Genomic DNA, 16,297 nt, shown 5'->3' with positions numbered 1-16,297 from the left:
GTCGCATCCTACGTGGATGCGTGGATTGAAATCAGGAGGTGGAGGGGCTTAGCCGGAGGCTTGGCCTCGTCGCATCCTTGGCGGATGCGTGGATTGAAAGAATAAAATGGTTATAACTGATTAGACAAGGGCAGCTATCAAGAGCTGCCCTTGTCTTAGTCAATTTAAAAACCACACATAAAGCCTGACTTTAATTTACATGTCTTAAGTTATTCAGCTTGTGCTAAAAGTATTGATGGTTGTTGAAACAGATGCACCGTTGAATTGTTGTCTAAAAATGCTTGGAAACCCTTGATCCGTTGCAGGAATCCTTTGCTTTTGGAATTTCATAGTTTCTCCATAAACATAATCGGAACGGGATAGTTTACTCCTTTAGGTGTGGGTTTCACTGAGATTGAAAACGGTAGCGCTTAATCAAAAGAATTATGTTGCTCCAATTTTTTTGAGAAAACTTAACCTTCAATAATAATGTTATTTGTTTGAGAGAACGCGGAAAAAGAAATAGCAGTTAAGCTTAAAAGATAATATGGATGAGGAGTGGTTCCTGATGCATGGACACTGTATAGCATGTGGCAAAAGACGAAGTAAACAGAAACTGCTTTATGAACCGACATCTCTGATACCATTTTGCAAAGATACTTTTGGCTGCAATCGTCAGAATCTAAACCATATAGAACAAATTATATTACGGAAAAGAGAGATAGTGCCGATGGACCCTATGAAATTGCAATGTGGATTTATAGCGGGAAAGAATTCTATCGAAAAAACTACATTTTTCTTCAAAAAAATATGTAAAGAAAACATATGTTTGGTGACAGACTGTAGACAAATTTAATCTATATATTAAGACTAGATTGATTCAAACGAAGAGAAGATAAGGAGAGCCCCGATGAATTTCATTGCGCATATCCGAGAGGGAGATCAAGAGCATCAGCTGGTAGAAACACATCTTCTTGAAGTGAAAAAGTTGGCAGAATCTATCGGAAGTAAGATAGGAGCAGCACATATAGCTGGACTGGCCGGATTGCTGCATGACATGGGGAAATTCACAGATAGTTTTCGGACATACATACTAGAAGCGGTACAAAACCCAGATCATCCACCTAAAAGAGGAAGCATCGATCATTCAACTGCAGGTGGAAAGCTGTTATATGAGTTGTATCATCAAGAACGACGTCAACTAAATACTTCACTACTTGCTGAAATTGTTGGTAATGCTATTATCTCCCATCATTCCTACTTGCAAGATTACTTAGATACCAGCTTAGAATCGAAATATTTAGACCGTGTCAGGGACAAACATCTTCATGAATATGATCAGGCAAAAAATGCCTTATTTGAAACCGTAATGAGCGAGGAAGAATTTAAGGAATACGTCTTACAGGCGGCGAATGAATTAGATCAATTTATGGCACTGGAAACATCTCACTCATTGGAGACAAAGCTAATGTTTTTAACCAAGTTTATTTTCAGCGCACTTATTGATGCTGACCGAACAAATACGCGATTGTTTGAAGAGGGCAAAGAAAATGAACAATTCAATGAAGTTGATAGAAGCAGCCTGTTTCTCTCTTATTATGATCTACTCATGAAGAAGATCGATTCCTTTCAAACAGAATCAAGCAATAACCCCATTAACCTTCTACGAAGACAAATGTCTGAACAATGCGAATTGTTTGCTGACAAACCATCAGGAATTTACACCTTATCTATTCCAACAGGCGGAGGCAAAACGCTAGCGAGTCTGCGCTATGCCTTAAGGCATGCATTGAATTATGACAAGAAAAGAATCATTTATGTCCTTCCATATACCACTATTATTGAACAAAACACAGCTGAAGTAAGACAGATATTAATGGACGATGAAAATATATTGGAGCATCATTCCAACATTATAGAAGATTCTGATGATAACGATGAACTCGATGATGGACTGATGAATAAGCGGCAGAAATGGAAACTAGCAAAGGATAACTGGGATTCTCCAATTATTTTTACGACGATGGTTCAATTTCTTAATGTAATCTATGCCAAAGGATCCCGTAATATTCGGAGATTTCACAATTTAAGTCAATCTGTCATCATATTTGACGAAGTACAGAAGGTCCCTGTTCCATGCGTGTCGTTATTTAATCAAGCCTTAAATTTCTTGAAATCCTATTGTTCAACAAGCATAGTGCTCTGTACAGCAACTCAACCTGCCCTTGAATATGTTGAGAATAAGCTGGAAGTGAACCCGGATGGTGAAATCATTGATAACTTGAATGAAGTCATTACCGCTTTTAAGAGAGTAGAGATTATAGATCAAGCAACAGGTATAGCGATGAATAATAATCAGCTTTCTCATTTTGTTGCCGAGAAGATGGGAGAACTCAATAGTGTGCTGATTATTTTCAATACCAAAACAGTGGTCAAGAGGCTTTATACACAATTGATTTCAGATAGAAGAGAAGATGTATCTGTATACCATTTGAGTACCTCGATGTGTGCTGCCCATCGGAAGGACGTTCTAAATAAGGTGCGCGATCATTTGAATAACAAAGAGAGAGTTGTCTGTATCAGTACTCAGTTAATTGAGGCTGGGGTGGATGTGAGTTTTGAATGTGTAATCCGGTCATTGGCAGGTCTTGACTCTATCGCTCAAGCATCAGGAAGATGTAACCGCCATGGTGAGTATGGATTGAGAAAGGTATATGTTATTGACCATATGGAAGAAAATCTGGATAAATTGCCTGAAATCAAGGCAGGCAAACAGATAACCAAGCGAATCCTTATCGATATGTTAAAAGATCCGTCAACTCATGGTGGTCACTTGCTATCCATTGAAGCGATGAAAAGATATTTTCAGGAACTGTATAACAATTTCCGCTCGGATCTCAATTACCGCCTGCCACAACTGGGATCGGACATTACGATTTCCCGGCTTTTGACCGCACCTAGAAAGAACAGTCCATTTTTTAATGATTACACTACGAGACATCAGACAGCCCTGCCTTTGTACTTAGCCAACAGCTACAATACAGCAGCAACTCATTTTGAAGTGATTGAGGATATGACTAGTTCAGTAATAGTACCGTACGGTCAAGAAGGCAAGGAAATTATAGCAGATTTAAATGGTGATACAAGCATAGTAGATCTGACGAGATTATTAAAGAAGTCTCAACAGTATACAATCCAGTTATTCCGCCATGAATTGCAGATACTTGATAGAAATGGAGGAGTCAAAAGTTTGTTAGATGGTAAAGTATTGATTTTGAGCGAGAGTGCTTACGACTTAGAGTATGGATTGAATTTACAAAATGAAAGTTCCTTAGAAATGAACTTTTTTTGACGAGAAAGGAGGTGAGAAATTGAGAAACTCAATTGAATTTGAGGTCTATGGTGACTACGCACTGTTTACAGATCCACTGACAAAATTGGGGGGAGAGAAGCTTTCTTATCATATTCCGACGTATCAAGCCATTAAGGGCATTGTTGAAAGTATTTACTGGAAGCCAACATTAATTATGTATGTGGACGAGATAAGAGTAATGAATCCAATTAGCATGGAGTCGAAGGGCATTCGTCCTATTGAATACGGCGGTGGCAATACGCTTGCTAATTATACGTACCTGAAAAATGTCCGGTATCAGGTACGTGCTTATTTTGAATTTAATATGCACCGTCAGGATTTGAAGCATGATCATAATGAACATAAGCATCACAACATTTTAAAACGCGCTTTGGCTGCGGGAGGTCGCAGAGATATTTTTCTGGGGACACGGGAGTGTCAAGGTTATGTAGAGCCATGCGAATATGGAACCGGAGATAGCTACTATGATAGCTATGATGGCGAAATTCATTTTGGAAATATGGTGCATGGATTAAACTATCCAGATGAAACAGGAAGAGATCAATTAGAGGTCAGGCTGTGGAATCCAGTGATGAAAAATGGAATTATTAAATTTATTAGACCAGAGAACTGCACACAAGTCCGTGTCATTCGGAATATGGAGCCAAAGCTGTTTGAACAATCAAATATAGTATCGGCAGATGTGCTGCATGCACAGATGGAAGAGGAGGGGACTCCATGAGTTGGTTACTCAAGTTATATGAAACGTATGAATCAAATTTGGATCGCATAGGAGTGACTGAAACGAGTCGGAGCAAACGGGAATATACGCTCCTTCCCATCTCACATACCACTCAAAACGCTCATTTAGAAGTATACATTACGGAAAATGGGGAATTTCATTCAGCACATGTAATTGATAAGCAAGATGCCAGCACATTAATTCCTTGTACTGAGAAATCATCTAGTCGTGCAGGATCCGTTATCGCGCCGTACCCCTTACACGACAAGCTGAGCTATGTTGCAGGTGATTTTTTGAAGTATGGAGGAGAGGTAAAGGGAGAGGAGCCTTTTGCAACCTATATTAAGGAATTGAGCAATTGGGCCAATTCTCCATATGCTCATCCTAAAGTAAAGAGTATTTACTCGTATTTAAGCAAAGGACAGCTAATACAAGATTTAATTGAAGATAAGAAGCTATTTGTTGATAGTAACCATCATTTGATTACGAAATGGGACAAGAAATATGAAGAGCTATCCTCAGAAAAACCACCGATTTACGGGGTCATTGCTGGAGGACCTGAGAGTGCTTTTATTCGATTTACGGTGTACTCACCACATCACATGTTAACAAAGGTTTGGGATGATCCGGGAGTTTATGATTCTTTTATTCAATATTATCAAGATCTCTTAGGAAGAGAAGATCTGTGTTATGTGACAGGTAAATTGCTCCCAAGTACCGAGAGACATGCGAATAAGATCAGGAATGCAGCAGATAAGGCAAAATTGATATCTGCCAACGACACAAGCGGATTTACGTTTAGAGGCAGATTTTCTAAAAGCAGTGATGCAGCGAGTATAAGCTATGAGGTCTCACAGAAGGCTCATAATGCATTAAAATGGCTTATTCAGCGCCAAGGGAAAACGGTAGATCAGCGAGTATTCCTTGTTTGGACGAATGAGGTAAATTCGAATATCCCTGATCCGATGGAGGACAGCTTTGATATTGCGCCAGCATCCGCCACGGTTAGCAAGCAATCCAATACAAGTGTCACTTATGCTAAAGAATTTGCTAAAGCACTAGATGGATTTAGAAATAATCCATCTATGAGAAGTGAAGTTAATATTATGGTCTTGGATTCAGCGACGACCGGACGTATGTCTGTTCTTTATTATCGAAATTTTCAGAAGGAACTATATATGGATAAAATCGAAAAATGGCATACGACTTGTGTGTGGCTTCATCGATATCGTAAAAATGATGACGGTACATTGATTGAATTTATTGGTGCCCCCGCTACTAAAGATATTGCATTTGCTGCTTATGGCCCGAGAGCAAACGAGAAGATCGTGAAAGAACTGATGGAACGCCTTATTCCGTGTATTGTAGATGGCTTAAGGCTACCCAGGGACATTGTGACAAGCGTCTATCAAAGAGCATCTAATCCTGCAGGTATGGAAAAGTGGGAGTGGGAAAAGACACTTAGTATCGCATGTGCTTTGATAAATAAAAAGCTAATGGAGCAAGGGGAGGAATTTCAATTGGGATTGGATATAAATTGTACTGATCGGAGCTATTTATTTGGTCGTATGCTTGCAGTCGCAGATGTACTGGAACGGAGAGCTTTAGGAGATGAGAAGAGGGCAACGAATGCGATTCGTTATATGAACGCTTTTGCCAATCATCCTGAAAGAACCTGGAAGGTAATACATTCATCCTTGCAGCCTTATCTAGTCCGCCTCGGCAGAGGAGCGGTGATTTGGACCCGAATTCTAGATGAGATCAGCAGCAAGTTTAAACTGGAGGATTTCAATAATCAGCCGCTGTCAGGTAAATATCTGTTAGGTTTCTCCAGTCAACGACATGAGCTTTATCAGAAAAAAGACAAAAATCAAGCAACAGAATCACTAGTTCAAAACGATGAAGAAGGAGTGATTTAAAATGTCAACGTTAACTCATAAGATTGATTTTGCAGTAGTTTTATCTGTTCGAAATGCAAACCCCAATGGTGATCCACTTAATGGGAATCGTCCGAGGCAAAACTATGATGGTTACGGTGAAATTTCAGATGTGGCGATTAAAAGAAAAATAAGAAATAGGCTCCAGGATTTGGGTGAGGCTATTTTCGTACAGTCAAACGATCGCAAGAATGATGCATATGGGAGTTTGCGTGAACGGGCTGATGCAAATGAAGCGTTAAACAGCATTATGAAATCCAAAAATATTTCCGAAGAAGAGTTCGCAAAAGTAGCGTCTGAGACATGGCTCGATGTCCGCAGTTTCGGACAGGTGTTTGCGTTTAAGGCTTCAGGAGGAAAAGGAGTCTCTGTAGGAGTTCGAGGTCCTGTTTCATTACACAGTGCAAAAAGTGTCGACCCGATTGATATTACTAGTCTGCAAATCACTAAAAGTGTAAACTCTGAACCAGGCGCTGACAGGGGCAGTGATACAATGGGGATGAAGCATCGTGTTGATTTTGGACTATATGTATTTTACGGCAGCATTAATACTCAGCTTGCTGGAAAAACAGGATTTACTAATGAGGATGCAGAGAAAATAAAAGAGGCCCTAGTTACTCTCTTCGAAAATGATGCTTCTGGTGCCCGACCTGATGGCAGTATGGAAGTACATAAAGTCTACTGGTGGGAGCATAGTTCCAAGCTAGGTCAATACTCTTCGGCAAAGGTTCATCGCTCACTGGATATTAAGAAGAAAAGAGAAAATCCTCAAGCATTTGAAGACTATGCAATAGAGTTATATGAGTTGAATGGTCTTAATGTAGAAATTATTGATGGACACTAATATAGAAGAATATTTGATGTTGTCTGGTATTCAACATTTCCAATTTTGCAAAAGACAGTGGGCCCTAATCCATATCGAACAGCAGTGGGAAGATAATGTGAAGACCGTAGAAGGTCAGCATTTGCATCATAAAGCGGATCAACCGTTTATCCGAGAAAAAAGAAACAATAAACTTACTGTCAGAGCAATGCCTGTAAAATCAGAGATGCTGAAGATATCTGGTATTTGTGATGTAGTTGAATTTATTCAGGATGATAATGGAGTGGAAGTCAGCGGGATGAAAGGCAAATATATAGCATACCCGGTAGAGTACAAACGGGGAAAACCAAAATTAAATGACGCTGATGTGTTACAACTTGCTGCACAAGCCATTTGTCTGGAAGAGATGCTTCTTTGTTCAATATCTAAAGGGTATATTTATTATCATGAGATTAAGCATAGGCTTGAAGTATCGATTACGCCAAGCATAAAATCTGATGTAAATTTAATTGTTAAAGAAATGTATGATTATTACCACAGAAAATACACACCCAAAGTGAAAACAGGCACATTTTGTAAAAATTGTTCACTTCAGACGGTGTGTCTTCCTGAGATGATGACGAAGAGGTCTGTACGGAGCTACATAGAGGGGAAATTGGGAGAATGAAAAAACTATTAAATTCCCTGTATATTACTCAACCCGATGTGTATCTGTCATTGGATGGTGATAATGTTGTTCTGTTAAAAGAACAGGAGCGCTTAGGGAGACTGCCTCTTCACAATTTAGATTCTATTGTAGCTTTTGGTTACACCGGTGCAAGTCCTGCATTAATGGGTTACTGTGCGGAGCGAAATATCTCAATTGTTTTTATGACCATGAATGGAAGATTCTTAGCAAGAGTAACAGGAGAGAGCAGAGGGAATGTTATTCTGCGTAAGAAACAATATCGACTATCTGAGAATGAGACTGAATCCGCGGAGATATCCAGGAATTTCATTATTGGAAAGATATACAATCAAAAGTGGATGATTGAGCGAATGACAAGGGATTATCCGCTTCGAATTGATACTGCAAAATTCAAGGCAGTCTCTGTAAGCTTATCAGCTATAATGCTTATTATAAGAGATTGTAACGATCTTGATAGATTAAGAGGATTGGAAGGGCAAGCCGCATTAAGCTATAATCAATTGTTCAATGACATGATATTACAGCAGAAAGATGATTTCTACTTTCATGGCCGTTCACGCAGACCGCCACTAGACAAAGTAAATGCGATGTTATCACTTGCCTATACATTATTAGCTAACGATACTGCTTCTGCTCTTGAAGGGGTTGGTCTCGATGCATATGTTGGGTTTCTACATCGAGACCGCCCTGGACGATCGTCTCTCGCTTTAGATTTAATGGAGGAGCTTCGTGGAATTTATGCTGACAGGTTTGTTCTTTCATTGATTAACAAACAAGTGATGAATGCGGCTGATTTCCATCATAAAGAAAATGGTGCGGTTCTAATGACAAATGAGGGTAGAAAGAAGTTTTTATCTGCATGGCAGAGTAAAAAGCAGGATAAAATTACTCATCCTTATCTCGGGGAGAAGATCAATTGGGGGCTAGTTCCCCATGTGCAGGCTTTATTACTTGCTCGTTACTTAAGAAATGATTTGGACGAGTACCCTCCATTTTTATGGAAGTAGGTGCTGCAAATGATGGTTATCATTACTTATGATGTTAGTACGCAAACGAATGATGGTCAGGCTAGATTGCGAAGAGTTTCTAAGACATGCCAGGATTATGGGCAGCGAGTACAGAATTCAGTATTTGAGTGTGTCGTAGATGCTACGCAACTCACTGTTCTCAAACAGAAATTACTTAAAATTATTGATAATGAAACAGATAGTTTGCGAATTTATCAATTAGGAAACAACTACAAGAACAAAATAGAGCACTTTGGTATCAAAAGTTCTATTGATCTTGGAGGCCCTATTATTTTTTAATGCGAACCCGAAGTGAACATCATTTTACTGGGAGATTCGCACCGTAATAATCGACCTAATAATGGGTTTAGTATGAATATATGGATATTATATTGATGCTATATTAGATTTCTTTACCCAATAATTTAAAAACCACGATATTTCGACAGAGTTCTGTCCGAAATCGGAGTCGCATCCTACGTGGATGCGTGGATTGAAATGGTCGAGGTGTAGACACCCAGACAGATGAATTTGGTAGTCGCATCCTACGTGGATGCGTGGATTGAAATGAAGTTTAATTCCCCGGTGTCATCATCCGTCAGACCGTCGCATCCTACGTGGATGCGTGGATTGAAATTGGAGATCAGAAGCCGACGCTGTCCGTGGTGGTGTGTAGTCGCATCCTACGTGGATGCGTGGATTGAAATTGCTGGTTCAGGTGTTGTCTCCATTGTCTGGGTGACGTCGCATCCTACGTGGATGCGTGGATTGAAATAACACCCTCCCATGGGTCGAGCCCATTCTCATACGTCGCATCCTACGTGGATGCGTGGATTGAAATATTACCACCAAGTGGGGTGGGTTCACGGACCGCCTAGTCGCATCCTACGTGGATGCGTGGATTGAAATCTTGTAATGTACTAATACCTCGTGTGGCATTGGTAGCGTCGCATCCTACGTGGATGCGTGGATTGAAATAAGACTCTGACTCAAGAAGTGGCTAAGATTCAGGTCGCATCCTACGTGGATGCGTGGATTGAAATAAATACATGTCGATGACTATCTTTCTAAATGTGAGTCGCATCCTACGTGGATGCGTGGATTGAAATACTGATGGCAATGTAACTCAGTAAATTATCGACTCCTGTCGCATCCTACGTGGATGCGTGGATTGAAATGTCTTTCCTATAGCCGTGACGTTCTTTAGTGTATCTGGTCGCATCCTACGTGGATGCGTGGATTGAAATATCATTTGGGCAGTGATGCCGACAATCGCGTCGGCGTCGCATCCTACGTGGATGCGTGGATTGAAATATATCTTTCAGTACAAGATTATCATACGATACTATAGTCGCATCCTACGTGGATGCGTGGATTGAAATTATCAAGAATTAGTAGAGTATCGCAAGAAAGAAGCAGTCGCATCCTACGTGGATGCGTGGATTGAAATCAAGACCAATCGCATATATGGACGGAATCGACAAAAGAGTCGCATCCTACGTGGATGCGTGGATTGAAATTCGATGTATTATTCAATAGCAACAATCCGCCGCCGGTCGCATCCTACGTGGATGCGTGGATTGAAATATTCTCGGGGTTATTCAGGATAAATAGAATATTTGGTCGCATCCTACGTGGATGCGTGGATTGAAATAGTACGGGACGGTGATGCCTGATGACGAAAGCGAAGCGTCGCATCCTACGTGGATGCGTGGATTGAAATATAGCTGCGGCGGCAGAACCATGATCATACTCCGGTCGCATCCTACGTGGATGCGTGGATTGAAATACCCATGAGGGATGGGGCAAATGTGATCGTGCCAGTCGCATCCTACGTGGATGCGTGGATTGAAATTTCACGAGTAATTGGAGCGCCTGGTCGAGTACCGTCAAGTCGCATCCTACGTGGATGCGTGGATTGAAATACCCATGAGGGATGGGGCAAATGTGATCGTGCCAGTCGCATCCTACGTGGATGCGTGGATTGAAATTTCACGAGTAATTGGAGCGCCTGGTCGAGTACCGTCAAGTCGCATCCTACGTGGATGCGTGGATTGAAATTGTAATGTTCGTTTATAAATTTAATAAATAGCTTCTGGGTCGCATCCTACGTGGATGCTTGGATTGAAATAGCTATCTCTTGAGATTCTGCCAACATCTCTTGTAATGTCGCATCCTACGTGGATGCGTGGATTGAAATCACTCTGTTCCGTATTGTCCGATGAACCGGTACAAGTTTGCATCCCACGAGGATGCGTGAATTGAAATATAGAGCATGGGTTGGGCAGCCAAAAGAAGCCTGGATTTAACCAATTCAGGCTTCTTATAGTCTCACACCATTTTTTAATTTACTCATAGACCCTCACATTCCCCTTGCTTGTGACTAATTGGGTTTCATTAAAGCCATTTCCCTTAGCGATCAATCTGCTATGATCCTCGTATACTTCTCCCAGCATTTCAACCTTTCCGTTCCCCGTATTAGCCCTGAATTTATAGTGCTCCGGATGGCTGATCTTGAAAAACACATCTCCGACTCCCGTCTCACCAGCAAACTTCTCGGCATTGACTTGCTTCAAATCAAGATTTCCCGCCCCGGTCTTTACCTCCATGAATGCAGCGTTCATGCGCTCTACCGTGATGTAGCCACTCTTTGTCGTGAGTATTATCTCTTCGTACAGCTTCTCCGGTACAATAATCGATAGGGTTGCATTCTCTTGAACTGCCGCATTACTGTTGTTGTGATTCACTTGCTCACTCGTTGTACCTTCCGGATAACGAATTCCCGTGGTCAAGGTCTGATCCACCGTGTTAACGAACAGCAGAGGCTGCTCTTCATGTGACCATTGCTCAACGTTAAGAGTCGCGGTGATTCGTTCTGCATTTGATTCCATTTTGATAAAAATATTTCCTTCGTACCCCTCCGCAATACGGATCGACCGAATGTCAGTAGCCTCGATTTCCTGAGTCTGTGTTATATGCTGCGGCTTATCTACATTATCTGAGCCTGAGCGTTTCTGTTCACTGGCAGATGTAGGGCTCTGGCCGAGAATGGACTGCTGCTCTACAGTAGTGGTGTTTCCTGTCTGGTATGAAGGATCATTACCGCATGAAGTTAACGCAAGTGCGGCAGTCATAGATAAAATGATACTCCATGGCTTCTTCATGCGCGGTTCCTCCTTTTTTTGTTAGTATAATTTACAACTTATTACCCTTTAATTGTAAGAATAAAAGTAAGATGGCAAGCGAAATATTCGAAAAAAACGCAAAGAACCGGACTGCTTCCTTAGCAGTACCGGTTGGTTGGAATTTACACGTTTTGAATCGGAACTGTATATAAATCTACAATTCATGTCCCCGTACCTTCGCGAATACACAGGTGTCACGAAGCGTGCCGTCGACCCCGATGCTGTCTCCCCGTAGAATACCTTCCTGCGTAAATCCTGCCCGTTTGGCTACATTGGCACTATTCGTATTCTGGGCATCACAACGGATCTCAATTCGGTTCGCGCTGAGCTCTTTAACTGCAAAATGGGTGATAGCATGCACCGCTTCCGTGATGTAGCCTTGTCCGGTATAGGTGCTGTGAACCCAGTAGCCGATCTCGAACTTCCGGGACTCCCAGTCGATCCGGTGCAGACCACTGCTTCCGATGAGACGGCCGGTCTCTCTGTGGAACAGCAGGAGCTGCAGATCCGTGCGCTCCGCGAAACGAATCGCGGACTGCCTGATCTGTGTTTCAGATTCGATTACACTAGGCGCAGTCTTGGCCCAAGGCATCCAGGGTGCCAGCTCGGCGAGGCTCTCATGGACCGCCTGGTTCATGACCGTGCCGTCACCTGGTCTCGGTGCACGAATCATCAGCCTTTCGCTATCTATGCTATCCGGGAAATTTAACAGAATCGGATCAATCTTAGCAGTACTCATAGCAGCGCCCCCTAGAAAATTTTTCTAATAAACATAACATGGGTCGTAAAGAGGATCAACCCGAAAAATGAGCACCAAAAACGAAATTTAACACCTTATCAGCCCCATGATTTGAAAGTATGATGTATTTATCAAATGTAAGTGCTTACACAATGAATATTACAAAATGAAGGGGGCTCCTCTATGGACATGGAACCTCGCCAAGCACCACCTGTTTCTGCGAAGCAAGCTAAAGCTCCCCGAGCTTCAGCTGCGCTCCAGCTGGGAAAGAAATTTCTCAGACAGAAGCACATACAGACAATGGCCTTGCTTGGTGTAGCCTGGATGTTCATATTCAATTACATCCCAATGTACGGCATTATTATCGCATTCAAGGAATACGACATTATCGGCTCCATATCGGACGCACCATGGGTTGGGCTCGAACACTTCAGAGAGTTTCTGGATGATGACAACCTCGGTAATGTAATTCGAAATACACTGGGGATGAGCTTGCTCAAGCTGGTTATCGGTTTCCCGCTTCCAATTCTGTTCGCCCTGTTCCTCAATGAGCTGAGGAGTGTTAAGTTCAAACGCACGGTACAGACGATCTCCTATCTGCCTCACTTTCTATCATGGGTCGTTCTTGGAGGAATTCTGGCGACATGGCTGTCGGATATCGGGGTGATTAATAACATCCTGATGGCACTGAACTTTATCGATCAGCCGATCAGTTATCTGGCCGAGCCGAAATATTTCTGGACGATTATTATTGCCTCTGATATATGGAAGGAGCTTGGCTGGTCTGCCATCATCTATCTGGCAGCGATATCGAGTGTATCGCCTGAAATGTATGAGGCAGCAACCATTGATGGAGCGGGACGATTCCAGAAGATGTGGTACGTTACACTGCCATCTATTAAATCGACCATCTCGATTCTGTTCATTCTCGCGGTGAGCGGTGTGCTGAACTCTAACTTTGACCAGATTCTTGTACTGCGCAACTCGCTGAACGACAGTGCCAGTAATGTAATTGACTATTATGTATACCAGACCGGTATTCTATCCGGACGTTATTCGTATTCGACGGCAGTCGGCTTGATCAAATCGGTCATCGCGCTTATTCTGCTGCTCCTTGCAAACAAGGTGTCGAAGAAGCTTAACGGAACATCCCTTTATTAAGGAGAAAGGAGGAGTCTATAGCCTTGTGGACGCTTAATCGCAGAACTAAAGGGGAGTTCGCTTTTGATACAATTAATACCCTGATTATGCTCGTTGTTTGTTTTCTGACGATGTATCCCATCTGGTATGTTCTTGTCAATGCCTTTAACGATGGAACCGATGCGATGCGAGGGGGAATTTACTGGTGGCCTCGTGAGTTCAGCCTCGATAATTTCAAGGCGGTGTTCGAAAGCCCAGGCATTATGACGGCAATGGGTATTACCGTTGCGAAGACGGTGGTTGGTACCGCAGTACACGTCTTTTTTACCGCCATGGTGGCTTATGCCTTCTCCCGCAAGGATTTGATCGGCGGCAAGCTGTACATTCTGATGGGAACGGTTACTTTATTCTTTGGGGGAGGCCTCATTCCAACCTTCCTGCTCATTCGGGATTTGCATCTGCTGGACAATTTTCTTGTCTACATCATTCCTGTCATGTTCAGCTTCTTCGATCTCATTATCTTCATGACCTTCTTTCGGGAAATTCCCGAAGGACTGGAGGAGGCGGCACGTATTGATGGCGCGAATGACTGGTCGATCTTCCTGAGAGTTGTACTCCCGGTATCCCTGCCTGTTATCGCAACGATTGCTCTGTTCCATGGCGTGTATCAGTGGAATGACTATTTTACCGGAATGATCTATATCAACAACACCGATATGCAGCCGATACAGACTTATCTGTACCGAGTCGTTGCCCAGTCGAGCTCCAACCAGATGGTAGCCGCAGTACAGGGAACCGCAGCAACTAAGACCGTGACTTCACAGTCGATTAAACTGGCGACCATGGTCGTCACGACGCTCCCGATTGTGTTCGTATATCCATTTCTGCAAAAGTATTTCGTAAAGGGGATGATGATCGGATCCATCAAAGGATGAGTGTAAGGCAACATATAGGAACAGTATACAAATAAGCCGAAAAGGGGTTAAATGCATGAACCAAACATTGGGCTTGAAAAGAGTTCTGATTCTTCTGGCTTCACTCGTATTAATCTTTACAACTGCATGTTCTTCGTCGGGAGGAGCAGAAGAGACGGATACAGAGACACCGGATACAGAGACACCTGCTGTTCAGCTGACGAAGGATGATCCAGGCTGGAAGGTGGATACTTCACCGATTACGTTTGATTGGTACTTGAATTTCTCCTGGTTTCCAAACCAGTGGGGCGTGGATCCAACAACGAAATACATTTCCGAAAAAACAGGCGTAAATATCAATTTTATCGTGCCAGCAGGAAATGAGAGCGAAAAAATGAATACTCTAATAGCATCCGGTAAACTTCCGGATTTCATTACGATCGATAAGGGCGACGATGCCGTTCAGAAGATGATTGACGGAGGTCTGGTGCTTCCACTGAACGAGCTCGCAGAGGAGTATGATCCATACTTCTTCACCGCATCGGATGCAGCAAAGCTGTCCTGGTACACACAGCCGGACGGTAAAGTATATGCTTATCCTAATGCTTCTTCTTCACCGAAGGATTATGAGCAGTATGGTGACACCTATGTCTCCAACCAAGTGTTCCTCGTGAGAAAAGATATGTATGAAGCGATCGGCAGTCCGGACATGCGAACTCCGGAAGGGTTCCTTGCAGCACTTGAGGCGGCCAAAGAGAAGTTCCCTGATGTGAATGGTCAGCCGCTGATTCCTCTGGGTATGCATGAATTTACGGAGAACGGCAACTACTCTCTCGAAGGATACATTCAGAACCTGCTCGCGATTCCGAAGGAGAAGGACGGCAAGCTCTACGACCGGGCAACGGATCCAGAGTATGTAAGATGGCTTAAGACCTTGCGTACTGCAAATGAGAAAGGATTGTTATCCAAGGATATCTTCATTGATAAACGTCCTCAAATGGAAGAGAAAATTGCACAAGGAAGATACTTTGCCATGATTTATCAGCGCAGTGACCTTGCTGCTCAGCAAAATACGTTGTATGCAAACGATCCGAATTCCGTATACATCGCTGTAGATGGACCATCGAACACGAACCTGGATACACCGACTCTGGATGGACCGGGAATCTCGGGCTGGACTGTGACGCTGATCTCCAAGAATGTGAAGGATAAGGCGCGTGCGATCCGCTTCCTGAGCTACCTGAACAGTGAAGAAGGCAACAAGGATCTCTACCTTGGTGAAAAAGGAGTCACCTACGACACCATTGACGGGAAAGATCAGTTTAAGCCAGAAGCATTGGAACTGCTGAATGCAGACCGTTCTGCCTTCGACAAAGAGTACGGTGCCTCATTTACATTCTGGATGCTGATGAATACGAATATTACTGCACAGTGGACGCCGCCGTCTGTTGAGCCGTTCAAGCAAATGGAGGATTGGACCAAGGGCAAAACGGTAAGCGCTTCCGAATTTGAATTGCTGAATCCAACGGGGAACTCACCTGAGGGTATCATTAATACGAAGCTTGCTCAGCTGTGGGGTAAAACACTGCCGAAGCTGCTGATGTCAGAATCCGAGGCCGAGTTTGATTCCGTCTGGACGGATTATCAGGAGAAGCGTGAGAAGGAAGGTCTTGCAGAGGTTCAGGCATTCCAGCAGAAGAAATACGAGGAGAACGTTTCGAAGCTGGCTGAATTCTTGAAATAGGAAATTAGGTCGACCCGTACAGACCTTTCACAGCCATATTCTATTTG

Annotated in this window: 12 protein-coding genes and 1 CRISPR repeat array; of the genes, 10 read left to right on the top strand and 2 right to left on the bottom strand. The window is 42.8% G+C overall.

Annotated elements, in window-relative coordinates:
* Nucleotides 1–889: 889 nt before the first annotated feature.
* The 7 genes from BM415_RS17970 to cas2 are packed head-to-tail and all read left to right on the top strand — an operon-like array spanning nucleotide 890 to nucleotide 8,828.
* On the top strand, nucleotides 890–3,331 hold the full coding sequence (locus BM415_RS17970; protein ID WP_091160396.1) for a CRISPR-associated helicase/endonuclease Cas3: 2,442 nt from the start codon (nucleotides 890–892) through the stop codon (nucleotides 3,329–3,331).
* 19 nt (nucleotides 3,332–3,350) lie between these two features.
* Nucleotides 3,351–4,073, top strand: a complete 723-nt coding sequence (cas5c, locus tag BM415_RS17965; protein ID WP_091160394.1) for a type I-C CRISPR-associated protein Cas5c — start codon at nucleotides 3,351–3,353, stop codon at nucleotides 4,071–4,073.
* A complete protein-coding gene (gene cas8c, locus BM415_RS17960; protein WP_091160392.1) occupies nucleotides 4,070–5,992 on the top strand; it encodes a type I-C CRISPR-associated protein Cas8c/Csd1 in 1,923 nt (640 codons plus the stop codon). The genes cas5c and cas8c overlap by 4 nt, the downstream gene beginning before the upstream one ends.
* 1 nt (nucleotide 5,993) lies before the next feature.
* Nucleotides 5,994–6,854, top strand: a complete 861-nt coding sequence (gene cas7c, locus BM415_RS17955; protein WP_091160391.1) for a type I-C CRISPR-associated protein Cas7/Csd2 — start codon at nucleotides 5,994–5,996, stop codon at nucleotides 6,852–6,854.
* Nucleotides 6,844–7,500, top strand: coding sequence for a CRISPR-associated protein Cas4 (gene cas4 / locus BM415_RS17950; RefSeq protein WP_091160389.1), 657 nt, complete (start codon nucleotides 6,844–6,846; stop codon nucleotides 7,498–7,500). Before cas7c ends, cas4 begins: the two co-directional genes overlap by 11 nt.
* Nucleotides 7,497–8,528 carry a type I-C CRISPR-associated endonuclease Cas1c gene (cas1c, locus tag BM415_RS17945; RefSeq protein ID WP_091160388.1) on the top strand — a complete coding sequence of 344 codons (1,032 nt, stop codon included), beginning with the start codon at nucleotides 7,497–7,499 and terminating at the stop codon, nucleotides 8,526–8,528. The genes cas4 and cas1c overlap by 4 nt, the downstream gene beginning before the upstream one ends.
* A gap of 9 nt (nucleotides 8,529–8,537) precedes the next feature.
* Nucleotides 8,538–8,828 carry a CRISPR-associated endonuclease Cas2 gene (gene cas2, locus BM415_RS17940; RefSeq protein ID WP_091160386.1) on the top strand — a complete coding sequence of 97 codons (291 nt, stop codon included), beginning with the start codon at nucleotides 8,538–8,540 and terminating at the stop codon, nucleotides 8,826–8,828.
* A gap of 168 nt (nucleotides 8,829–8,996) precedes the next feature.
* A CRISPR array of direct repeats spans nucleotides 8,997–10,796; the repeat unit is 32 nt; unit sequence GTCGCATCCTACGTGGATGCGTGGATTGAAAT.
* A gap of 80 nt (nucleotides 10,797–10,876) precedes the next feature.
* Here cas2 and BM415_RS17935 read toward each other — a convergent pair.
* Together BM415_RS17935 and BM415_RS17930 are read right to left on the bottom strand one after the other, a co-directional pair.
* Nucleotides 10,877–11,692 carry a DUF4097 family beta strand repeat-containing protein gene (locus BM415_RS17935; protein WP_091160385.1) on the bottom strand — a complete coding sequence of 272 codons (816 nt, stop codon included), beginning with the start codon at nucleotides 11,690–11,692 and terminating at the stop codon, nucleotides 10,877–10,879.
* Nucleotides 11,693–11,867: 175 nt separating this feature from the next.
* Nucleotides 11,868–12,452 carry a GNAT family N-acetyltransferase gene (locus tag BM415_RS17930; protein WP_091160384.1) on the bottom strand — a complete coding sequence of 195 codons (585 nt, stop codon included), beginning with the start codon at nucleotides 12,450–12,452 and terminating at the stop codon, nucleotides 11,868–11,870.
* Nucleotides 12,453–12,635: 183 nt separating this feature from the next.
* On the opposite strand from BM415_RS17930, the gene BM415_RS17925 reads away from it, so the two are divergent.
* Genes BM415_RS17925 through BM415_RS17915 form a run of 3 tightly spaced genes read left to right on the top strand, consistent with a single transcriptional unit; the run spans nucleotide 12,636 to nucleotide 16,250 of the window.
* Nucleotides 12,636–13,613, top strand: coding sequence for an ABC transporter permease (locus BM415_RS17925; RefSeq protein WP_244533539.1), 978 nt, complete (start codon nucleotides 12,636–12,638; stop codon nucleotides 13,611–13,613).
* 23 nt (nucleotides 13,614–13,636) lie between these two features.
* Nucleotides 13,637–14,527 (top strand): carbohydrate ABC transporter permease, encoded by an 891-nt coding sequence (locus tag BM415_RS17920; protein ID WP_091160382.1) that lies wholly within the window; start codon nucleotides 13,637–13,639, stop codon nucleotides 14,525–14,527.
* Nucleotides 14,528–14,582: 55 nt separating this feature from the next.
* Entirely contained in the window at nucleotides 14,583–16,250 is a 1,668-nt protein-coding gene (locus BM415_RS17915; RefSeq protein WP_091160380.1) for an extracellular solute-binding protein, read from the top strand.
* Nucleotides 16,251–16,297 lie beyond the last annotated feature (47 nt).

The sequence above is a fragment of the Paenibacillus sp. 453mf genome, assembly GCF_900116105.1.
GTDB lineage: Bacteria > Bacillota > Bacilli > Paenibacillales > Paenibacillaceae > Paenibacillus > Paenibacillus provencensis.
Note: the sequence above shows the minus strand (reverse complement) of the source record. Positions and strands in the feature narration are given on the sequence as shown.